Origin of the sequence: Paenirhodobacter ferrireducens, from assembly GCF_004022265.1 — a bacterium.
Classification (GTDB): Bacteria; Pseudomonadota; Alphaproteobacteria; order Rhodobacterales; family Rhodobacteraceae; genus Rhodobacter; species Rhodobacter ferrireducens.
The window spans coordinates 35,977-54,370 of record NZ_SAVB01000006.1; the positions used below are offsets into that span (position 1 = coordinate 35,977).

25 protein-coding genes are annotated in these 18,394 nt (G+C 66.2%); 19 read left to right on the forward strand and 6 right to left on the reverse strand.

From position 1 onward, the window contains the following. Window positions 1–162: 162 nt before the first annotated feature. The 8 genes from sdhC (at window position 163) to EOW65_RS05990 (ending at window position 5,558) form a co-directional block, all read left to right on the forward strand. Window positions 163–558 carry a succinate dehydrogenase, cytochrome b556 subunit gene (gene sdhC / locus EOW65_RS05955; protein ID WP_128148065.1) on the forward strand — a complete coding sequence of 132 codons (396 nt, stop codon included), beginning with the start codon at window positions 163–165 and terminating at the stop codon, window positions 556–558. 10 nt (window positions 559–568) lie between these two features. Next, the gene (locus tag EOW65_RS05960; RefSeq protein ID WP_128148066.1) at window positions 569–967 is read left to right on the forward strand and encodes a succinate dehydrogenase, hydrophobic membrane anchor protein; all 399 of its coding nucleotides are present in this window, start codon (window positions 569–571) and stop codon (window positions 965–967) included. A gap of 16 nt (window positions 968–983) precedes the next feature. Continuing rightward, window positions 984–2,792 (forward strand): succinate dehydrogenase flavoprotein subunit, encoded by a 1,809-nt coding sequence (gene sdhA / locus EOW65_RS05965; protein ID WP_128148067.1) that lies wholly within the window; start codon window positions 984–986, stop codon window positions 2,790–2,792. Beyond that, window positions 2,792–3,100 carry a succinate dehydrogenase gene (locus tag EOW65_RS05970; RefSeq protein ID WP_113899538.1) on the forward strand — a complete coding sequence of 103 codons (309 nt, stop codon included), beginning with the start codon at window positions 2,792–2,794 and terminating at the stop codon, window positions 3,098–3,100. The genes sdhA and EOW65_RS05970 overlap by 1 nt, the downstream gene beginning before the upstream one ends. 26 nt (window positions 3,101–3,126) lie before the next feature. Beyond that, window positions 3,127–3,444, forward strand: coding sequence for a hypothetical protein (locus tag EOW65_RS05975; protein ID WP_128148068.1), 318 nt, complete (start codon window positions 3,127–3,129; stop codon window positions 3,442–3,444). A gap of 5 nt (window positions 3,445–3,449) precedes the next feature. Beyond that, on the forward strand, window positions 3,450–4,232 hold the full coding sequence (locus tag EOW65_RS05980; RefSeq protein WP_128148069.1) for a succinate dehydrogenase iron-sulfur subunit: 783 nt from the start codon (window positions 3,450–3,452) through the stop codon (window positions 4,230–4,232). A gap of 180 nt (window positions 4,233–4,412) precedes the next feature. Continuing rightward, a complete protein-coding gene (locus EOW65_RS05985) occupies window positions 4,413–4,592 on the forward strand; it encodes a hypothetical protein (protein WP_128148070.1) in 180 nt (59 codons plus the stop codon). A gap of 99 nt (window positions 4,593–4,691) precedes the next feature. Then, window positions 4,692–5,558, forward strand: coding sequence for an urea carboxylase-associated family protein (locus tag EOW65_RS05990; RefSeq protein ID WP_128148071.1), 867 nt, complete (start codon window positions 4,692–4,694; stop codon window positions 5,556–5,558). 157 nt (window positions 5,559–5,715) lie between these two features. Here the strand turns inward: EOW65_RS05990 and EOW65_RS05995 are convergent, their stop codons facing one another. Beyond that, the gene (locus EOW65_RS05995) at window positions 5,716–6,087 is read right to left on the reverse strand and encodes an ArsR/SmtB family transcription factor (protein WP_128148072.1); all 372 of its coding nucleotides are present in this window, start codon (window positions 6,085–6,087) and stop codon (window positions 5,716–5,718) included. A 214-nt stretch (window positions 6,088–6,301) separates the two neighbouring features. On the opposite strand from EOW65_RS05995, the gene EOW65_RS06000 reads away from it, so the two are divergent. The 5 genes from EOW65_RS06000 (at window position 6,302) to EOW65_RS06020 (ending at window position 8,902) form a co-directional block, all read left to right on the forward strand. Then, window positions 6,302–6,646 carry an AtpZ/AtpI family protein gene (locus tag EOW65_RS06000; RefSeq protein ID WP_128148073.1) on the forward strand — a complete coding sequence of 115 codons (345 nt, stop codon included), beginning with the start codon at window positions 6,302–6,304 and terminating at the stop codon, window positions 6,644–6,646. Between the two features lie 2 nt (window positions 6,647–6,648). Beyond that, a complete protein-coding gene (locus EOW65_RS06005) occupies window positions 6,649–7,419 on the forward strand; it encodes a F0F1 ATP synthase subunit A (protein ID WP_276319593.1) in 771 nt (256 codons plus the stop codon). A 56-nt stretch (window positions 7,420–7,475) separates the two neighbouring features. Then, window positions 7,476–7,712, forward strand: a complete 237-nt coding sequence (locus tag EOW65_RS06010; RefSeq protein WP_113899546.1) for a F0F1 ATP synthase subunit C — start codon at window positions 7,476–7,478, stop codon at window positions 7,710–7,712. Window positions 7,713–7,788: 76 nt separating this feature from the next. Then, window positions 7,789–8,340 (forward strand): F0F1 ATP synthase subunit B', encoded by a 552-nt coding sequence (locus tag EOW65_RS06015; RefSeq protein WP_128148075.1) that lies wholly within the window; start codon window positions 7,789–7,791, stop codon window positions 8,338–8,340. Between the two features lie 4 nt (window positions 8,341–8,344). Then, entirely contained in the window at window positions 8,345–8,902 is a 558-nt protein-coding gene (locus EOW65_RS06020) for a F0F1 ATP synthase subunit B (protein WP_121533828.1), read from the forward strand. Between the two features lie 72 nt (window positions 8,903–8,974). Here EOW65_RS06020 and EOW65_RS06025 read toward each other — a convergent pair whose 3' ends face one another. The 4 genes from EOW65_RS06025 to EOW65_RS06040 form a co-directional block, all read right to left on the reverse strand. Further along, window positions 8,975–9,748 carry a FadR/GntR family transcriptional regulator gene (locus EOW65_RS06025; RefSeq protein ID WP_121533827.1) on the reverse strand — a complete coding sequence of 258 codons (774 nt, stop codon included), beginning with the start codon at window positions 9,746–9,748 and terminating at the stop codon, window positions 8,975–8,977. A 109-nt stretch (window positions 9,749–9,857) separates the two neighbouring features. Beyond that, a complete protein-coding gene (locus tag EOW65_RS06030) occupies window positions 9,858–10,526 on the reverse strand; it encodes an OmpA family protein (protein ID WP_128148076.1) in 669 nt (222 codons plus the stop codon). A 106-nt stretch (window positions 10,527–10,632) separates the two neighbouring features. Next, window positions 10,633–11,574, reverse strand: a complete 942-nt coding sequence (locus tag EOW65_RS06035) for a methylated-DNA--[protein]-cysteine S-methyltransferase (protein WP_128148077.1) — start codon at window positions 11,572–11,574, stop codon at window positions 10,633–10,635. Between the two features lie 84 nt (window positions 11,575–11,658). Further along, window positions 11,659–12,591 (reverse strand): Hint domain-containing protein, encoded by a 933-nt coding sequence (locus tag EOW65_RS06040; RefSeq protein ID WP_164880010.1) that lies wholly within the window; start codon window positions 12,589–12,591, stop codon window positions 11,659–11,661. 149 nt (window positions 12,592–12,740) lie between these two features. Here EOW65_RS06040 and nth point away from each other — a divergent pair, with 149 nt between their 5' ends. The 3 genes from nth to EOW65_RS06055 are packed head-to-tail and all read left to right on the forward strand — an operon-like array spanning window position 12,741 to window position 15,042. Then, on the forward strand, window positions 12,741–13,385 hold the full coding sequence (gene nth, locus EOW65_RS06045; RefSeq protein WP_128148079.1) for an endonuclease III: 645 nt from the start codon (window positions 12,741–12,743) through the stop codon (window positions 13,383–13,385). Then, complete coding sequence (locus EOW65_RS06050) at window positions 13,382–14,368, forward strand: adenosine kinase (protein ID WP_128148080.1); 987 nt, start codon at window positions 13,382–13,384, stop codon at window positions 14,366–14,368. Before nth ends, EOW65_RS06050 begins: the two co-directional genes overlap by 4 nt. Window positions 14,369–14,382: 14 nt before the next feature. Continuing rightward, window positions 14,383–15,042 carry a class I SAM-dependent methyltransferase gene (locus EOW65_RS06055; protein ID WP_128148081.1) on the forward strand — a complete coding sequence of 220 codons (660 nt, stop codon included), beginning with the start codon at window positions 14,383–14,385 and terminating at the stop codon, window positions 15,040–15,042. Between the two features lie 12 nt (window positions 15,043–15,054). Here EOW65_RS06055 and EOW65_RS06060 read toward each other — a convergent pair whose 3' ends face one another. Further along, on the reverse strand, window positions 15,055–15,873 hold the full coding sequence (locus EOW65_RS06060; protein WP_113899556.1) for a sulfotransferase family protein: 819 nt from the start codon (window positions 15,871–15,873) through the stop codon (window positions 15,055–15,057). 149 nt (window positions 15,874–16,022) lie between these two features. On the opposite strand from EOW65_RS06060, the gene EOW65_RS06065 reads away from it, so the two are divergent. The 3 genes from EOW65_RS06065 (at window position 16,023) to EOW65_RS06075 (ending at window position 18,277) form a co-directional block, all read left to right on the forward strand. Beyond that, on the forward strand, window positions 16,023–17,597 hold the full coding sequence (locus tag EOW65_RS06065) for a DUF5928 domain-containing protein (RefSeq protein ID WP_128148082.1): 1,575 nt from the start codon (window positions 16,023–16,025) through the stop codon (window positions 17,595–17,597). Between the two features lie 10 nt (window positions 17,598–17,607). Then, window positions 17,608–17,988, forward strand: a complete 381-nt coding sequence (locus EOW65_RS06070; RefSeq protein WP_128148083.1) for an HIT domain-containing protein — start codon at window positions 17,608–17,610, stop codon at window positions 17,986–17,988. Window positions 17,989–18,082: 94 nt separating this feature from the next. Next, on the forward strand, window positions 18,083–18,277 hold the full coding sequence (locus EOW65_RS06075) for a zinc-finger domain-containing protein (protein WP_113899559.1): 195 nt from the start codon (window positions 18,083–18,085) through the stop codon (window positions 18,275–18,277). Window positions 18,278–18,394: the final 117 nt, after the last annotated feature.

Sequence of the window (18,394 nt, forward strand, 5' to 3'; positions counted from 1 at the left end):
TTTTTTGCGCGTTTCCCGGCCGGAAAGCGACAATTCGCGAATCTGGGCTCGTGACTTGGGCGAAATATGCGCTATTCAGGAGGCGCAATTCCGGCCAGCCCCGCCCGCGCCCGCCGCCCTCGACCGGCGCGCCAACGGGGCCCAGCGACAGAGGGACCCAAAATGGCTGAAACGAAACGGGTTGAACGGCCCCTTTCCCCCTTCATGATCGGCCCGTATTACCGCCCGCAGATGACCTCGATGTCGTCGATCCTGACCCGGATCACCGGCAACGCCCTCATCGCAAGCGCGCTTCTCGCGGTCTGGTGGCTGCTCGCGGCGACCACGAGCCCCGGCTATTTCGATTTCGTGAACGCGATCGTCACCTCCTGGTTCGGCGATCTGGTGTTCACGCTCTCGGCCTGGGCGGTGTGGTATCACTATCTCGCCGGCCTGCGTCACCTCTACTTCGACGCCGGCAAGGGCCTCGAGATCGAGACCGCCGAGAAGCTCGGCTGGGCCTGCATCATCGGGTCGGTGGTTCTGACCATCATCACCGTCATCATCGTCATGGTCTGAGGAGGCATTCATGCATTACCTGACCGATCGCAAACGCGCCGTGGGCAAGGGTGCCTCCCATACCGGCACCGAGCACCACTGGTACATGACGGTTTCGGCCGTCGCGCTGGCCTTCCTCGTGCCGGTCTTCCTGATCGTCTTCGGGCGTGCCCTCGGGCAGAGCCAGGAAGGCGTGATCGCGACCTTCTCGCGCCCCTTCCCGGCGATCGTGACCGCGCTGCTCGTGGTTGTGGGCATGCGCCACTTCGCCAAGGGCGCGCAGATGATGCTCGAAGACTACACCGCCGGCATGACGCGCAAGGTACTGGTCATCGCCGCCCATTCGGTGGCCTATCTGGTGATCGCCGTGGCGCTTTATGCGCTGGCGAAGATGACCTTCCTCGGCATCGTGCTCGGCGCGATGAACTGAATACGGGACGATACAAATGGCAGCTTATCCTTACGAGACGCATCACTATGACGTCGTGGTGGTCGGTGCCGGCGGCGCGGGCCTGCGCGCCACGCTGGGCATGGCCGAACAGGGCCTGCGTACCGCCTGCGTGACCAAGGTCTTCCCGACCCGTTCGCACACCGTCGCGGCGCAGGGCGGCATCGCCGCCTCGCTTTCGAACATGGGTCCGGACAACTGGCAGTGGCACCTCTACGACACCGTCAAGGGCTCTGACTGGCTCGGTGACACCGACGCGCAGGAATACATGGTGCGCGCCGCCCCGGCCGCGGTCTATGAACTGGAACACTACGGTGTGCCGTTCTCGCGCACCGAAGAGGGCAAGATCTATCAGCGCCCGTTCGGCGGCCACACCACCGAGTTCGGTGAAGGCCCGCCGGTGCAGCGCACCTGCGCCGCGGCCGACCGCACCGGCCACGCGATCCTGCACACGCTCTACGGCCAGTCGCTGAAGAACAACGCGGAATTCTACATCGAGTATTTCGCGCTCGACCTGCTGATGAGCGAAGACGGCAAGACCTGCGAAGGCGTGCTGTGCTGGAAGCTCGACGACGGCACCTTCCACGTCTTCGCGGCCAAGATGGTCGTGCTGGCGACGGGCGGCTATGGCCGTGCCTATTTCTCGGCGACCTCGGCGCATACCTGCACCGGCGACGGCGGCGGCATGGTGGCGCGCGCGGGTCTGGCGCTGCAGGACATGGAATTCGTGCAGTTCCACCCGACCGGCATCTATGGCTCGGGCTGCCTGATCACCGAGGGCGCGCGCGGCGAGGGCGGGTATCTGACCAACTCCGAGGGCGAGCGTTTCATGGAGCGCTATGCGCCCCATTACAAGGATCTGGCCTCGCGTGACGTCGTCTCGCGCTGCATGACGATCGAGATCCGCGAAGGCCGCGGCGTGGGCGAGCACAAGGACCACATCTTCCTGAACCTCTCGCACCTGCCGCCGGAAGCGCTGGCCGAACGTCTGCCCGGGATCTCGGAATCGGCGAAGATCTTCGCCGGCGTCGATGTGACCAAGGAGCCGATCCCGGTTCTGCCGACCGTGCACTACAACATGGGCGGCATCCCGACGAACTACTGGGGCGAGGTCATCAACCCGACCGCCGAAGACCAGGACGCCGTCGTTCCGGGCCTGATGGCCGTGGGCGAGGCGGGGTGTGCCTCGGTGCACGGGGCGAACCGTCTCGGTTCGAACTCGCTCATCGACCTCGTGGTCTTCGGCCGCGCCGCCGCGATCCGCGCCGGCCAGGTCATCGACCGCGAGAAGGCGATCCCGACGCCGGCCAAATCGGCAATCGACAAGGCCTTCGACCGCTTCGACGGGCTGCGCAATGCCAAGGGCTCGGTGCCCACGGCCGCGCTGCGTCTCGAGATGCAGAAGACCATGCAGTCGGACGCCGCGGTGTTCCGCACCGACAAGTCGCTGGCCGAAGGCGTGGTCAAGATGACCGCCGTCGCCGAGAAGATGAACGACCTGCACGTCACCGACCGGTCGCTGATCTGGAACTCGGACCTGATGGAAACGCTCGAGCTGACGAACCTGATGCCGAACGCTCTGGCGACGATCGTCGGCGCCGAGGCGCGCAAGGAAAGCCGCGGCGCGCATGCGCACGAGGACTATCCGGACCGCGACGACGTGAACTGGCGCAAGCACTCGATCATGCGCGTGCACGGCTCGACCGTGGACCTGAGCTATCGCGCGGTCCACGTCGATCCGCTGACGCCGCAGGACGAGGGCGGGATCGACCTGAAGAAGATCGCGCCGAAGGCGCGCGTCTACTGATGCGCGGTCTTTCGCTCCTTGCGGCGGCGGCCCTGTCGGCCTGCACGATGGGGCAGAGCGCCGAGGAAGTCGCGCGCGCTCAGGCCAAATCGGTGGTCAACGGGGTGGTGGCGCAGAAGATGCCGGGGGTGAATGCTGCCCCCGTCACCGACTGCATCATCGACAACGCCTCGATGGGCGAGGTTTACAGCATCGCCAAGGGGGCGGTCGTCGGCGTCAGCGCCGACACCGTCTCGACGGTGATGACCATTGCGCAGCGCCCCGCGACGATGTCGTGCATCGCCCGCAACGGGCTCGGCGTGCTGTGAGGGGGGCGATGGAGCGGAGCCGCGAGATGACGGGGCAGGGGGGGCGGCGGTTGCCGTGGCTGGCCTGCGTCGCGCTCGCGCCGCTTCTGGCCGGCTGCGGACCCGTGCCCGTCGAGCAGGCCGAGGCGCAGTGCTTCCGCCAGATCGCGCCGGAACCTCCGGTTTCTGGCGAAGCCGGCATCGGCATGACCAGTTCCGGCCCGCGCACCACCGCCAAGGTGCGGCTCAATCTCGGGCTGCGCACGCAAGGAGACCCGTCAGCGGCCTATGACCGCTGCGTCTATCAGAGATCCGGCCGCATGCCGACGCGGCCGCTTTACGCCAGAACCGACTGGAGAGGGTGAAAACCATGGTTCAGTTCAAGCTTCCGAAGAATTCGCAGATCCGCGTCGGCAAGACCTGGCCGAAGCCGGAAGGCGCCAAGAATGTGCGCAAGTTCCAGATCTACCGCTGGGATCCGGACACCGGGGAGAACCCGCGCGTCGACAGCTATTTCCTGGACATGGACAAATGCGGTCCGATGGTCCTTGACGCGCTGATCAAGATCAAGAACGAGATCGACCCGACGCTGACCTTCCGCCGCTCCTGCCGCGAAGGCATCTGCGGCTCCTGCGCGATGAACATCGACGGGATCAACACGCTCGCCTGCATCTATGGTCTCGACGAGATCAAGGGCGACACCGTCAAGATCAACCCGCTGCCCCACATGCCGGTGGTGAAAGACCTGATCCCGGACCTGACGCATTTCTATGCGCAGCACGCCTCGATCATGCCGTTCCTGCAGACCAAGACCAACGTTCCCGAGAAGGAATGGCGGCAGTCGATCGAAGACCGCCGCAAGCTCGACGGTCTCTACGAATGCGTCATGTGCGCCAGCTGCTCGACCTCCTGCCCGAGCTACTGGTGGAACTCGGACCGCTACCTCGGCCCGGCGGCGCTGCTCCATGCCTATCGCTGGATCATCGACAGCCGCGACGAGGCGACGGCTGAGCGTCTCGATGCGCTCGAGGATCCGTTCAAGCTCTATCGCTGCCACACCATCATGAACTGCACCAAGACCTGCCCGAAGGGGCTGAACCCGGCGAAGGCGATCGCCGAGATCAAGCGGCTGATGGTCAGCCGTCAGGTCTGAGGCAGCACCACACGATCGGGGCCCCGGAGCGATCCGGGGCTCCTGTCTGTCCGGGGTGTGACGATTTGCTGCACTGCAGCATCTGCATGGCACCCTTGCGCCTGTGCCCCTTCCCAGACGCGCCCCGATCCCCTACATGGACCGGCAGGGAGGAACTCAATCCGACCACAGGAGAGTTCCATGTCGAAGATCGTCAAATTCGTGAAGGCGTCCGAACGCGAACAGGCCGAAGAGGCGCTGCGGGTTCTGGAGCAGGCCTACGCCTATTACATCCCCGAAGACGAGGTCTCGGCCACCGCGGCGATCGCCGCTGTCGAAACCCCGATCGAGCAGATGTTCGGGTATTACTCGGCCGCCTGAGCGCACCGACCGATGTCGAAACCGAAGCCCCGCGCGTCGCGCCGGGGCTTTTGTTTTGCCGCGGCCATGGCAGGATAAGGCACCAGCCAAGGAGCCGCGATGAAACTTTCCCGTCCAGACCATGCCGCCCCCGCCGATGCCGCCGCGCGACGGGCGATCCACCCGGTGATCTGCTATCCGGTCGAAACCCTGCCGCGCCCGGACGTGGCAGGCTATCGCGCCGTGCGCCCCGGTTGGGAACTGCTCGAGGAGGTGATCGTGCCGCCGCGCGAGGCGCGCTTCTTCACGGTGCCGGCCGGGCATTTCTTCCGCATCGTCTCGATCGAGGGGCCGCAGGTCGGCGACCTCGATCTGTGGCACCTCGAAGATCTGACCGAGCGCTTCTATTCTGGCAAGACCCGCGCGCTGCATGGCACGCATCTGTCGACCGGCGATCAGCTCTGGTCCTCGCTGCCCTTCCTGCGGCCGATGGCGACGATCACCGAGGACACGCTCGACTGGTATGGCTTCGACGAGCATGGCGGCTCGGTGCATGACGTGATCGGCACTCGCTGCGACCCCTACACGCATTACCTGCTGTCGGGAGGCGAGACCTATCACCATTGCTGCCACTCGAACCTGACCCGGGCGCTCGCCGAAGGCCGCGGAATGACGACCGAGGCCTGCGAGGGGCTGGTGCACGACGTGCTGAATGTCTTCATGTGCACGGGCTTCACCCGCGACGCCGGGCAGTATTTCATGAAGGCAAGCCCGGTGCGGCCGGGCGATTTTCTCGAATTCTTCGCCGAGATCGATCTCGCCGGCGCGCTCTCGGCCTGCCCGGGCGGCGACTGCTCTTCCGAGCACAGCTCGGACGCCGCCGCCTGTCATCCGCTGAAGATCGAGATCTATCGCCCGCAGCAGGCGCCCGCGGGCTGGGCCTCGCCTGCGCCGAACGGCTATGACCGGAGCCACGGGTTCGCCTGAGAGCGGGGCAGGGGGCTGTCTGCCCCCTTCCCGGCCAGCGGCCGGTTCACCCCCCGAGGATATTTGGGGCAATTGGAAGAGGGGAAGAGGGCGGGAAGGGCTTTGGGCGCCGCGGCCCTCCCTTCCAATTGCCTCAAATCTCCTGGGGTGAGGCCCGTCAGGGCCGAGGGGGCGGCACCCCCTCGGCGCCATCCGTGTCGCGCAATTCCGTCTCCAGGAAGCGCTCGAAGGCATCAAGGTCGATCGGCTCCAGCTGACCGAAGCTTTGGATCCAGGTGATGGCGCCGGCCATCGCCGCAGGCTCGAGCTTGCACCATTTCACCCGGCCACGCTTTTCCTGAGAGATCAGCCCGGCCTCGGCGAGGATCGCGAGGTGTTTCGAGATCGCGGCGAGCGACATCTCGAAGGGCTCGGCGACATCGGTGACCGCCATGTCATCCTCGAGCAGCATGGTCAGGATCGCGCGGCGCGTGGGGTCGGCCAGCGCGGCGAAGACGGCATCGAGGGGGGCGGTGGCCGATGTGCTCATGGCCCAGTGATGCGGTGGGGGGGCAAAAACGTCAACCGGAAGGTTGAATATGCGATTTCCGCGCCGCAGCACATTTGGGCGGTCATGGGACAGGAGGTGATTTCAGAAACTATTTCGAAACAAGGAGTTAGTCGATCTCATGATGGGCGCTAACGGCGTTGACTCACAGGGCGGTGAAGTCTATCAAAGCCCCGAGTTGTTGCGGGGGGAGCCTATGACTGACCGTCCCTCGGACGAGCACGATCCCGAGCGCCTTGTGGCGCTGGAACGGCGCCTGGCCGAGCTGCGCAAGGAAAAGGCTCCGAAGCCCGCGGCGGATGACAAGTTCCGCCAGGCCGACATGGCGTGGCGGATGGTCATCGAGATGGTTTCGGGGCTGGGGATCGGCTTCGGCATCGGATTTGGGCTCGACGCGCTTGCGGGGACGAAGCCCTGGCTGATGCTGGTGTTCACGCTCCTCGGGCTCGTGGCGGGGATCCGGGTGGTGATCCGCTCCGCCGAAGAGATGAACAAGAAGGCACATGCGGCGGCCCCGGCCTCCGATGCAGAGGGAAAATAGACGTGGCGGAAGAAGCGAGTGAAGGTCTGGCGTTCCATCCGATGGAACCTTTCAAGATCCATTCCCTGTTCGGTGACGGGCCGATCCATTGGTACACGCCCACCAACGTCACCCTGTGGATGGCGATCGGCCTGATCTGCATGGCGCTGCTGCTCGTCGTCGGCACCCGCGGCCGCGCGATCATCCCGTCGCGGATGCAGTCGCTCGCCGAGCTCGTCTATGGCTTCATCCACAAGATGGTCGAGGACGTGACCGGCAAGGAAGGGCTGAAGTTCTTCCCCTACATCTTCACGCTGTTCCTGTTCATCGTCTTCTCGAACTTCCTCGGCCTGATCCCGCTCTCGTTCACCCCGACCGCCCATATCGCCGTCACCGGCGTGCTGGCGATCTTGGTCTTCGTCACCGTGACCGTCGTCGGTTTCGTGAAGAACGGCACCCATTTCCTCGGCCTGTTCTGGGTCAGCTCGGCGCCGCTCGCGCTGCGCCCGATCCTCGCGGTGATCGAGGTGATCTCCTACTTCGTGCGTCCGGTCAGCCACTCGATCCGACTTGCGGGCAACATGATGGCCGGCCACGCCGTGATCGAGGTCTTCGCGGGCTTCGCGCCGGTGATCCTGATGTCGGCCGCCGTCGGCGTGCTGGTCACCCCGCTGTCGGTCCTCGCGGTCACCGCGATGTACGGGCTCGAAGTGATCGTGGCCCTCGTGCAGGCCTACGTGTTCACCATCCTCACCTGCGTCTACCTGAAGGACGCGCTGCATCCGGGCCACTGAGGCCCGGACCGCAGAGAGACAAAGTTTCAACCTTTCAATCCCTAAGGAGCATCCCAATGGAAGGCAGCATCTCGGAATTCGGTCAATACCTCGGCGCGGGCCTGGCCTGCATCGGCCTGGCGGGCGCCGCCATGGGTGTTGGCAACGTCGCCGGTAACTTCCTGAACGGCGCGCTGCGCAACCCGTCGGCCGCCGCCGGCCAGACCGCCACGCTGTTCATCGGCATGGCCTTCGCCGAAGCTCTGGGCATCTTCGCGTTCCTCGTCGCCCTGCTGCTGCTGTTCGCGGTCTGATCCCTGATCCAATCCTTTCGGTCGGATGGGTCCGCACGCGGGCCCATCCGGTTATCTGAGGGTCCAGGGGGACGACATGGAAACTGAACAGCAAGTGGCCGAGATGGCGGGTGATGCGGCGCATGGTGCCGCGGCCGCCGTGCCGATGCCGCAGCTTGATCTTTCGACCTTCCCGAACCAGATCTTCTGGCTCTGCGTCGCGCTGGTCGTGATCTACTGGATGCTTTCGCGCATCGCCCTGCCGCGGATCTCCGCGGTGCTGGCCGATCGCCAGAGCACCATCGCCGGCGACATTGCCGCCGCCGAGGACTACAAGCTGAAGGCGAAGGACGCCGAGGCCGCCTATGAAAAGGCGCTCGCGGATGCCCGGGCTCAGGCTCAGAAGATCATCGCGGAAACCAAGGCCGAGATCCAGAAGGACCTCGACGCGGCGACCGCCAAGGCCGATACCGAGATCGCCAAGCGCGCCACGGAATCGGAAGCCCGGATCAACGAGATCCGTGCCGGGGCGCTCGAGGCGGTGGAAGCCGTCGCGCGCGATGCCGCGGCCGAGATCGTCGTCGCTCTTGGCGGGCAGGCTGACACCGGGGCTCTGGCCACGGCCGTTGGCGCACGGGTGAAAGGCTGAGACCATGAAGAAACTCACGCTTCTCTTCATCCTCGCCGCTTCGCCGGCGCTCGCCTCCGAGGAAGGGCCGTTCTTCTCGCTGCGCAACCCGAACTTCGTGGTGCTGATCGCCTTCCTTCTGTTCGTGGCGATCATCGTCAAGTTCAAGGTTCCGGCGCTGCTCGGCTCCCTGCTCGACAAGCGCGCGGACACGATCAAGTCGGAACTCGACGAAGCTCGTGCGCTGCGTGAAGAAGCGCAGTCGATCCTTGCCTCCTACGAGCGCAAGGCGCGTGAAGTCCAGGCGCAGGCCGAGGGCATCGTGGTGGCTGCGAAGCGCGATGCGCAGGCGGCGGCCGACGTGGCCAAGGCCGAGCTGCAGGCGTCGATCGCGCGGCGTCTGAAGGCGGCGGAGGAGCAGATCGCTTCGGCCGAGGCTTCGGCGCTGAAGGACGTCAAGGACCGTGCCGTTCAGGTGGCGATCGCCGCCGCGGCCGAAGTGCTTGCCGGCCAGATGACGCCTGACCGCAAAGCCGGGCTGATCGACACTGCGATCTCCGAGGTGCAGGCACGTCTCAACTGAGACCTGCCTTGGGAAAGTTGAAAACCCGGCCGCAAGGCCGGGTTTTTTCATGTCTGCAGCTGGGCCGGGGGCTCAGCCCGCCTTCTCGGCCTCGTGGCGCAGCCGCATCTGTGCAAGGGTCTCGTGGCGCTCGGCCTTGCGCTGTTCGGTCAGCGCCTTCTCGACGAATTCCATGTGATCGGCCACGGCGGCGCGGGCCGCGGCCCCGTCGCGCGCCTGAATGGCCGCGTTGATCGCGCGGTGCTGTTCCAGCAGCGCGTCGCGGGTCGGGCGATTGCGGAACATGACCTGGCGGTTGTAGAACACACCCTCCTGCAGCAGGTCGAACATCGCGCGCATCATGTGCAAGGTGATGACGTTGTGCCCGGCCTCGATGATCGCCATGTGGAATTGCGCATCGAGCGCCGCCTCGTCGGCCGGGTTGCGCTTCGCATGCGCCGCTTCCATGCGCTGAAACAGTGTGTCGATCACCCGCAGGTCGGTGTCCGAGGCAAGCCGCGCAGCGCGTTCGGCGGCCAGCCCCTCGAGGTCGCGCCGGAACGAGAGGTAATCGAAAACCGCCTGCTCGTCGCGCGCGAAGAGCCGGATCAGCGCCGGCGAGAAGGCCGAGCCGAGCACGTCGGCCACGAAGATGCCCGAACCCGCACGGGTGGTCAGAAGGCCTTCCTCCTGCAGCTCGGCCACCGCCTCGCGCAGCGAGGGGCGCGAGACCGCGAGGCGCTCGGACAGTTCGCGCTCGGAGGGCAGCCGTTCGCCGGGCCGCAGGATGCCCTGCAGGATCAGCCCTTCGATCTGGCGGACGACCGCCGAGGCGAGCTTTTCGGATTCGATCTTCTGGAACGGCATTGCTTCCCCCCGTTGGTCAAGATGTATGACCACATCCGGGGCCCGGCAATGGGAATCGCAGCAAAAAGGCCGGGGAGGGCCCCGGCCTTGGGTCGCCGTGCGACGCGGATCAGTTGTTCGGGCGGATGATGAACTCGACCCGGCGGTTCTGCGCGCGGCCCTCGACGGTGAGGTTCGAGGCGATCGGCTGATCTTCACCGCGGCCATAGGCGACGAGGCGCGAGCGCGGCACGCCGGCGCCGATCAGGATCTGCGCGACGGAATCGGCGCGCTGCTGCGACAGACGCTGGTTGTAGTTCGCGTCGCCGGTGTTGTCGGTGTGGCCCACCACCTCGACCGTGGTGTCGGGATAGCGGTTCAGACTGCCCGCAAGGGTGTAGAGGTCGCGCTGCAGATCGCCACGCACCACCGAGCTGTCCGTGGCGAAGAGCACGTCCTGCGGCATGGTGACGACGAGCTGCGAGCCGGTGTTGACCACCGAGACGCCGTTGGTGTCGAGGTCGCGGCGCAGTTCCTGCGCCTGCTTGTCAAGCTGGCTGCCGATCGCGCCGCCGATCAGCCCGCCGATCATCGCGCCGGTTGCGGCCTTCGCCAGCTTGTCGTCGCCGCGCCGGGTCGCGCCGAAGACGCCGCCGATCAGCGCGCCGGTGATCGCGCCCGAGTTGCGTTTGGCGTTCGGGTCGGTCGAGGCGTCATAGCCCGGGCCGTAGGTGTCGGTGCAGGCGGTCAGGCCGATCAGGCCGGTGGCCGCGACGAGGAAGGGGATGTTCTTCTTCATGTCCGTGCTCTCGCGTGGGAATGCGCCCTTGAGGCGTCTCACCCGTTCTACGCGATCCCCCGGGATTTGTTCCATCCGATCTGCGCGGGTGGCGGTTCTTTGCCCATCACTTCTGGGCGAGGCACAGCAGCGTCGGGGCGATGCCGGCGTCGCCCCGTGCCGCCTCGCGCGCCAGCATCGCGCGCTTGACCGGCAGGCCCCAGTGATAGCCACCGAGCCCGCCCGACTTGCGCAAGGCGCGGTGGCAGGGGATCAGGTAGCTGATCGGGTTGCGTCCGACCGCGGTGCCGACGGCGCGCACCGCCGCAGGATTGCCGATCCGCGCGGCGATCTCGGAATAGGTCGTCACCTCGCCCGAGGGGATGGCAAGCAGCGCCTCCCAGACCTTGATCTGAAAGGGGGCACCAATCAGCGTCAGCGCCGCCTCGCCGCGGCCGCCAAGCGCCGCCTCGACCCAAGGCCGGATCGCGTCGGCCTCCTCGCGCAGCGTGGCGCCGGGCCAGCGCGCCGCCATGTCGGCGAAGGCCGCATCGAAACCGGTCTCGGCGGTGAAGGCGAGACCGCACAGGCCGCGCGCGGTGGCGAAGGCCAGCGCCTCGCCGAAGGGCGAGGGGAAGCGGCCCCAGCGGATTGTCAGTCCGCCGCCGCCTGCGGCGAATTCACCCGGGGTCATCGCCTCCCAGCGAAGGAAGAGATCATGCAGCCGCGACGGGCCGGAGAGGCCAGCGCCGGCGGCGACCTCCTCGAGCGGCAGGTGTTCGGCCAGCAGCTCGCGCGCCAGATCGAGCGACAGATATTGCTGATAGCGCTTCGGCGAGACCCCGACCCAGGCAGAGAACACGCGCTGGAAATGCGCGGGCGAGAAGCCGAGCCGGGCCGCCAGATCGGCCAGCGGCAGCTCGCGCCGGTGACCACCCGCCGCTGCCTCGGCCCGGGCCGCGTCGATCTCGTGCAGCGCGCGCGAGATGACGCGGTAGTGGTAATCCTGCCGCTGCGCCTCGGCATCGGCGTCGGGCAGGGCGGCGGGGGGAAAGACAGTGTCGGACATCGGCGGGCTCGGGTCAGGACGGGACAACCGATCCTATCCCGAGGCAGCGCGCCGACGCGACCCGAAAGCTGCGCATTCGGCGTCTCAGGCGGCGATCACCCGGCGCCGCGCATTGCGGGCGCGGCAGAACATCTCGACCTCCCAGCGTTCGAGCCAGGACCGTGCCGCCTCGGCATGGGCCTCGGCAAGGCGCGGGCGCAGGGTCATGCGCAGTTCGGCCGGCAGCAGCGCCGCATAGGCGGCGTCGAGCTGCACCGAACTGACCCAGATCCCATTCGCCAGTACGATTTCGGGCGCGTCGAACAGCAGGGTGTAGAGCGATTGCCGCCCTTCGAGGCGCGGGGCGGTGCAGATCTCGGCGACGCGGCCGAACATCTCGCCCTCGGTGAACCAGAATTTCAGCTCGGGGCCGGCGAGCAGGATGCCAAGCCCGGGCGAGGCGATGGTCGCGTGCTCGGGATGGGTCGGTCCGAAGGCCGCGGCGGAAATCCGCAGCGGGCGCGACACCGCGGGCGCGCGCAGTGGCATCACATGATGGCCGAGCCAGACGAGCGGTCTCAGTCCGTGGTCGCGGGTGAGGATCTCGTCGCCCGGGCGCAGCCAGTCGATCGCCTGCGGCCCGTCGGCGGTGGCGATCATCGTGCCGGGGCCGAGGGCGGGCAGGCGGGCGATCTCCTCAGGGCCGGCGGCGCGGCCGGCGGTGGCGGGATGCGGCAGCTCGGTATACTCGGCACCGGGAACGAACGGTTCGGAGGCAATGAAGAGGCCGGGCAGCCCGTCGATGTCGATCCGCTCAAGCCGCAGCATCCGCCCGCTTGCCGCGCGCAGCAACAGCGGCAGCTCGGCCGAGGCAATCCCGCAGGTGACGGGGCGGTCGAGCGCGTCGCGCAGCTCTGCCCCGTCTTCGGTCTGGACCAGCCGCCACAGCATCGTGCCCGGATCGAAGTCGGGGGCCAGCGACCAGACCTTGCGCTGCGGGTCGAAGCTGAGCGCCGACACCGGGTAGCCAACCTGCATCATCCTCTCCTGCCGTCTTCCGCGCCGATTCCCTGCCGATCTTCGCGCAACAGAGAAAATGTCGGGTTAACGGCACCACCCCGGCACGAAATTTCCCGGCTCCGGCACAGCCCCCTTGCCGGCGCCGGGCGGGGCGGGCAGAAGGGGGCATGGCACGCCAGTTCGACTATGAAACCATGCAGCAGGTGTTCCGCCGGTTCGCGGCGGCCGAGCCCCACCCGAAGGGGGAGCTCGAGCACACCAACGCCTTCACCCTGCTCGTCGCGGTGGCGCTCTCGGCGCAGGCGACGGATGCGGGGGTGAACAAGGCCACCCGCAGCCTGTTTCCGATCGCCGACACGCCCGCAAAGATGCTCGCCCTCGGCGAGGAGGGGCTGATCGAGCATGTCAAGACCATCGGCCTGTTCCGGCAGAAGGCGAAGAACGTGATGAAGCTCAGCGCGATCCTCGTCGAGCGTTTCGGCGGCGAGGTGCCGTCCTCGCGCGCCGCGCTGATGAGCCTTCCGGGGGTCGGGCGCAAGACCGCGAATGTGGTGCTGAACATGTGGTTCCACTATCCGGCGCAGGCGGTCGACACCCATATCTTCCGCATCGGCAACCGCACCGGCATCTGCCCGGGCAAGGATGTCGACGCCGTCGAGCGGGCGATCGAGGACAACGTGCCCGTCGAATTCCAGCAACACGCACATCACTGGCTGATCCTGCATGGCCGCTATATCTGCACCGCGCGCAAGCCGCGCTGCGCCGATTGCCTGATCCGCGACCTGTGCGCCTTCGAGGAGAAAACCGCGTGAAGAACTATCAGGTTGTCGGTATCGGCAACGCCATCGTCGACGTCATCGCGCAATGCGACGACAGCTTCCTCGAGCTGATGGGCATCGAGAAGGGCATCATGCAGCTGATCGAGCGCGAGCGCGCCGAGGTGCTCTATGCCGCGATGCGAGAGCGCACGCAGGCGCCTGGCGGTTCGGTCGGCAACACCATCGCCGGGCTTGGCAACCTTGGTCTGAACACCGCCTTCATCGGCCGGGTGCGCGACGATGCGCTTGGCCGCTTCTACGAGGCGGCGCTGCAGGGCGAGGGCACGGGCTTTCCGAACCCGCCGGTCGCCGCAGCCGATCTGCCGACCTCGCGCTCGATGATCTTCGTCACCCCGGATGGCGAGCGCTCGATGAACACCTATCTCGGCATCTCGGCGGAGGTCTCGACCGAGGACGTGCCGCTCGAGGTGGTGGAGAACACCGAGATCCTGTTCCTCGAGGGCTATCTCTTCGACAAGGATTACGGCAAGGCGGCGTTCCTGAAGGCGGCGCAGGGCTGCCACCGTGGCGGTGGCAAGGCGGGGATCGCGCTGTCGGACCCGTTCTGCGTCGATCGTCACCGCGACAGCTTCCGCCGTCTGGTGGCGGAAGAGATGGATTACGTCATCGGCAACCAGCACGAGTGGGAATCGCTCTATCAGACCGATCTCGAGACGGCGCTGGCGCAGGCGGCGGCGGAATGCGGGCTGGTGGTCTGCACCCGCTCGGGCGCCGATGTGGTGCTGATCCGCGGCGCGGAGCGGGTCGAGGTGCCGGTGCATCGCGTCGTGCCGGTCGATGCGACCGGGGCGGGCGACCAGTTCGCGGCGGGCTTCCTCTATGGCTATGCCACCGGGCAGAGCCTGAAGGTGGCGGGCGCCATGGGCTGCGTCGCCGCAGCCGAGGTCATCAGCCATTACGGCGCGCGCCCCGAAAGCGACATCAAGGCGCTGTTCCGGGCGAAGGGCCTGATCTGAGCGGGACAGGGAGCATGGCCGCCTCGCCCTATGACGACGCCTTCTATGCGCGCGAGCTGGCGCGCGGGCGCCATCGCGAGATCGTCGGTGGCCGCTGGGACGAGACCGGCGAAGCGCAGATGATCGCGCTGCGTACGGCGGGGCTCTTGCCCGGGCACGCGCTTCTCGACATCGGGGCGGGCTCGCTGCGGCTTGGCTGCAAGGCGGTGCCCTATCTCGAGCCCGGCCACTACTGGGCGACGGATGCCTCGCGCGCGATCCTTCTGGCGGGGCATGCGGCGGAACTGGCCGATCCGTCCCGGCTCGATCCGGCGCAGCTGATCGAGGACGCGCGCTTCGACTTTCCGGGTGTGCCCGACACCATCACCCACGCCATCGCCTTCGCCGTCTTCCCGCATTTGCCGATGGCGATGCTGCGGCGCGCGATGACCGGGTTGCGGCGGTTTTCGCGGCTGGAACGGTTCCTGTTCACCGTCTTCCTTGCCCCCGATGCGGTGACCGCGGCGCGGCCCTTCCGCCAGCCCGACGGTGTCGTCACCCACGACATCCGCCCGCCCTATCATCTGCTCGAGGCGGATGTGCATGGCTTTGCCGCGCAGACCGGCTGGATCGCCACCCGCGAGGCGATGCGCCTGCCGCGGGGGCAGGTGCTGTTCACCGCCGTGCCGGCCTGAGCCGGGACGGGCTCAGTTGCCGAGCTTGGCGTGGACCTCGTCGAGATCGACCTCGCCCAGCGGATACTTGTTGTCCGGGTCGTCGAAATCGTAGCGGAAGAGCTGGAAGTCCTTCTTGTAGATCTCCCAGATCAGGTGGCGCGACAGGTCGTCGAAATACTCGCTGACCTTGTGCGCGCGCTTCGGCCCGTGGCCTTCCGATTCGTTGAACTTCGGCACTTTCGCCAGATCGACCGGCACCGGCGTGGTGATGTGGTCGAGCACCGACTGCATGCCTTCGTTGAACTTCTCGGTGAAGAAGATGTTGTCGTAGCGCCCGCCGTTCACGATGAAGGTCGAGATATGCCCCGACATCGCCGACCAGTGGATGTCGGGCTCCATCGGCCGGCGCCAGCGGATGGTGTCGCGGGCGAACAGCAGGAAGCGGCGGAACGACTTGATCTGGTCGAACTCGAAATTGTCCTCGGGGCTGCCGACCTCGACGCCGTAGCGCTGGATCAGCTGCGGCACCAGATTGCCGCGATAGCGCTTGCCGTTGCGCTGGATGCCGGCGATCTTGTCGAAGAACGAGCTGAGCAGCCGCGCATAGGGGTTGCGCACGCAGGTGAAGGCATAGCTCTTGTGTGCCTTCACGTTCTTCTCGATCAGCTTCTGGCTGTCCTCCTGCGACCACTTGTGCAGGCCGGAGGTCGAATCATGGATATCGCCGTCGAAGAAGCGGCCATGGTCGGAGTAGAACATGATCTGCCCGATCGACGAGCAGGCGCATTTCGGAACCACCCGATAGACGACGCTTTCGCTTTCCGTCATCCACGTTCCTGGAAAACCCATGGATCTTGCCTCCTTGAACGACCGGGCGTCATCTTGACGTCGTGGCCGAAATATTTACTCACTACAGATCAAAGAACCTCTGTCTTTTCAATGTTCTTTGACGGTATCAAGGCAGATAGTACGTAACGGGCGAAAGAACTGTTTCTGGTATGGCTAAAATCGCCTTCATCCTGCTGACGCACAAAGACCCGGACGGGATCATCGCGCAGGCGCAGCGGCTGACGGCAACCGGCGATTACGTCTCGATCCATTTCGACGCCCGGGCCAAACTGGCCGATTTCGAGAAGCTCCGCACGGCGCTCGCCGACAACCCCTCGGTCACCTTCGCGGCGCGGCGGCTGAAATGCGGCTGGGGCGAGTGGAGCCTTGTCGCGGCCACGCTCGAGGCGGTGAAGGCTGCGGTTGCGGCCTTTCCCGAGGCCACGCATTTCTACATGCTCTCGGGCGACTGCATGCAGATCAAGACCGCCGAATTCGCCCATGCCTTCCTCGATGCGACCGATGTCGACTATATCGAAAGCTTCGATTTCTTCGCCTCGGACTGGATCAAGACCGGGATCAAGGAAGAGCGGCTGATCTATCGCCACTGGTTCAACGAGCGCACGCAAAGCTGGCTGTTCTACCGCAGCTTCGAGCTGCAGAAGGCGCTTGGCCTCACCCGCGCGGTGCCCGAGGACATCCAGATGATGATCGGCTCGCAATGGTGGTGCCTGCGCCGGCATACGATCGAGGCGGTGCTGGCCTTCTGCACCGAGCGACCCGACGTGATGCGCTTCTTCCGCACCACCTGGATCCCGGACGAGACCTTCTTCCAGACCATCGTGCGCCATGTCGTGCCAGAGAGGGAGATCCGCACCCGGACCCTCACCTTCCTGATGTTCACCGACTACGGCATGCCGGTGACCTTCTACAACGATCATTACGACCTGCTGCTGGCGCAGGACTTCCTGTTCGCGCGCAAGATCAGCGCCGATGCGGCCGAGCTCAAGCAGCGGCTTGGCGAGCTGTGGACGCAGACCGGCGTCAGCTTCCCGATCTCGAACGAGGGACGCTCGCTTTACAAGTTCCTGACCGGTCGCGGCCGCATCGGGCGCCGCTTTGCGCCGCGCTTTTGGGAAACGGAAGCGAGCCTCGGGCGCGAGCGCACGCTGATGATGGTGGTGTGCAAGAAGTGGCATGTGGCGAAGCGGCTGGTCGAGCAGATCCGCCTGCGCACCGGTATTCCCGCGGTCGATTACCTGTTCCATGAAGAGGGCGGCCTGCCGCATCTGGGCGGCATCGAGCGCACGGTGGAAAAGCGCAATCGTCACCGCCGGGCGCTGGTGCGGATGCTGTTCGACTATTTCCGCACCGACAAGCTGATTATCTGCGTCGATCCGGCCGATTTCGACATGATGCAGGATTTCGCCTCTGACAAGGCGACGGTGCGCATCCTCGAGGTCGAGTGCGACTTCACCGACGACTACCTGATCGGCCATGCCCGGCGCATCGGCCTGGCCGGTGACAGCACGCCGCAGGACGTGATCGACCGGCTTCTGCCGACGGTGCGCTTCGATCTGAAATTCGAGAGCGACCGGATGCGCGACGCGCGCTTCCCGATGTTCGTGCGGATGCGCGAAAGCGTGCGCGCCGAGGAGAACGCGACGCCGCTTGCCCGCTTCCTGAACATCGAGCCCGAGGTTGCGCAGGACATCGCGGCGACCCATTATCTGTTCGTCGACTGAGGAGAGACCCGTGGCTTACGTCTACGATACGAACAACATCTTCGCCCGCATCCTGCGCGGCGAGATCCCGAACAACACCGTTCTGGAGACCGAGCACACGCTCGTCTTCCGCGATATCGCGCCGAAGGCGCCGGTGCATGTGCTGGCGATCCCGAAGGGGCCCTATGTCACCTACGACCATTTCTGCGCTGAGGCCTCGGACGCCGAGATCGTCGACTTCACCCGCGCCTGCGCCAAGGTCTGCGACATGCTCGGGATCGCGGCGAAGGACGGCGGCAAGGGCTTCCGCGCGATCACCAATTCCGGCGAGAATGGGGTGCAGGAAGTGCCGCATTTTCATCTGCACATCCTTGGCGGCCGCTCGCTCGGCCGGATGCTCGACCTCGACTGAGGGAAGGGGCGGGCGCAGGGCCCCTTGCCCCGTTCCCGGCAATCGCTAATATGCCGCCAAAGGCGCCACCGCGCCGCATTCCACGGAGCCGCAGATGACCGCAACCGCCCCCGACGCCCCCGAGACGCAAGTCGTGACCAGCTGGAAGGTCGCCTGTGACGGCGGTGAGGGTGCGCTTGGCCATCCGCGCGTCTGGCTGACGATCCCGCACGACACGGGCTGGGTCGAGTGCCCCTATTGCGACAAGAAATACGTGATCGACCGCGAGCATGCGCAATCGGGTCACTGAGACCTGACGCATCTTCGCGCGCATGCGGGCGGCCCTCGGGCCGCCCGTTCGCATTTGTGGCCGCGTTTCGGGTTTCGGGGCGGGCGCGGCTGTGGCACAACAGGGGCCTGAACGGAG

Excerpts from the sequence above, each read along its gene's own strand:
- sdhC (WP_128148065.1), top strand. The coding sequence starts at position 163 with ATGGCTGAAACGAAACGGGTTGAACGGCCCCTTTCCCCCTTCATGATC.
- EOW65_RS05960 (WP_128148066.1), top strand. The coding sequence starts at position 569 with ATGCATTACCTGACCGATCGCAAACGCGCCGTGGGCAAGGGTGCCTCC.
- sdhA (WP_128148067.1), top strand. The coding sequence starts at position 984 with ATGGCAGCTTATCCTTACGAGACGCATCACTATGACGTCGTGGTGGTC.
- EOW65_RS05970 (WP_113899538.1), top strand. The coding sequence starts at position 2,792 with ATGCGCGGTCTTTCGCTCCTTGCGGCGGCGGCCCTGTCGGCCTGCACG.
- EOW65_RS05975 (WP_128148068.1), top strand. The coding sequence starts at position 3,127 with ATGACGGGGCAGGGGGGGCGGCGGTTGCCGTGGCTGGCCTGCGTCGCG.
- EOW65_RS05980 (WP_128148069.1), top strand. The coding sequence starts at position 3,450 with ATGGTTCAGTTCAAGCTTCCGAAGAATTCGCAGATCCGCGTCGGCAAG.
- EOW65_RS05985 (WP_128148070.1), top strand. The coding sequence starts at position 4,413 with ATGTCGAAGATCGTCAAATTCGTGAAGGCGTCCGAACGCGAACAGGCC.
- EOW65_RS05990 (WP_128148071.1), top strand. The coding sequence starts at position 4,692 with ATGAAACTTTCCCGTCCAGACCATGCCGCCCCCGCCGATGCCGCCGCG.
- EOW65_RS05995 (WP_128148072.1), bottom strand. The coding sequence starts at position 6,087 with ATGAGCACATCGGCCACCGCCCCCCTCGATGCCGTCTTCGCCGCGCTG.
- EOW65_RS06000 (WP_128148073.1), top strand. The coding sequence starts at position 6,302 with ATGACTGACCGTCCCTCGGACGAGCACGATCCCGAGCGCCTTGTGGCG.
- EOW65_RS06010 (WP_113899546.1), top strand. The coding sequence starts at position 7,476 with ATGGAAGGCAGCATCTCGGAATTCGGTCAATACCTCGGCGCGGGCCTG.
- EOW65_RS06015 (WP_128148075.1), top strand. The coding sequence starts at position 7,789 with ATGGAAACTGAACAGCAAGTGGCCGAGATGGCGGGTGATGCGGCGCAT.
- EOW65_RS06020 (WP_121533828.1), top strand. The coding sequence starts at position 8,345 with ATGAAGAAACTCACGCTTCTCTTCATCCTCGCCGCTTCGCCGGCGCTC.
- EOW65_RS06025 (WP_121533827.1), bottom strand. The coding sequence starts at position 9,748 with ATGCCGTTCCAGAAGATCGAATCCGAAAAGCTCGCCTCGGCGGTCGTC.
- EOW65_RS06030 (WP_128148076.1), bottom strand. The coding sequence starts at position 10,526 with ATGAAGAAGAACATCCCCTTCCTCGTCGCGGCCACCGGCCTGATCGGC.
- EOW65_RS06035 (WP_128148077.1), bottom strand. The coding sequence starts at position 11,574 with ATGTCCGACACTGTCTTTCCCCCCGCCGCCCTGCCCGACGCCGATGCC.
- EOW65_RS06040 (WP_164880010.1), bottom strand. The coding sequence starts at position 12,591 with ATGCAGGTTGGCTACCCGGTGTCGGCGCTCAGCTTCGACCCGCAGCGC.
- nth (WP_128148079.1), top strand. The coding sequence starts at position 12,741 with ATGGCACGCCAGTTCGACTATGAAACCATGCAGCAGGTGTTCCGCCGG.
- EOW65_RS06055 (WP_128148081.1), top strand. The coding sequence starts at position 14,383 with ATGGCCGCCTCGCCCTATGACGACGCCTTCTATGCGCGCGAGCTGGCG.
- EOW65_RS06060 (WP_113899556.1), bottom strand. The coding sequence starts at position 15,873 with ATGGGTTTTCCAGGAACGTGGATGACGGAAAGCGAAAGCGTCGTCTAT.
- EOW65_RS06065 (WP_128148082.1), top strand. The coding sequence starts at position 16,023 with ATGGCTAAAATCGCCTTCATCCTGCTGACGCACAAAGACCCGGACGGG.
- EOW65_RS06075 (WP_113899559.1), top strand. The coding sequence starts at position 18,083 with ATGACCGCAACCGCCCCCGACGCCCCCGAGACGCAAGTCGTGACCAGC.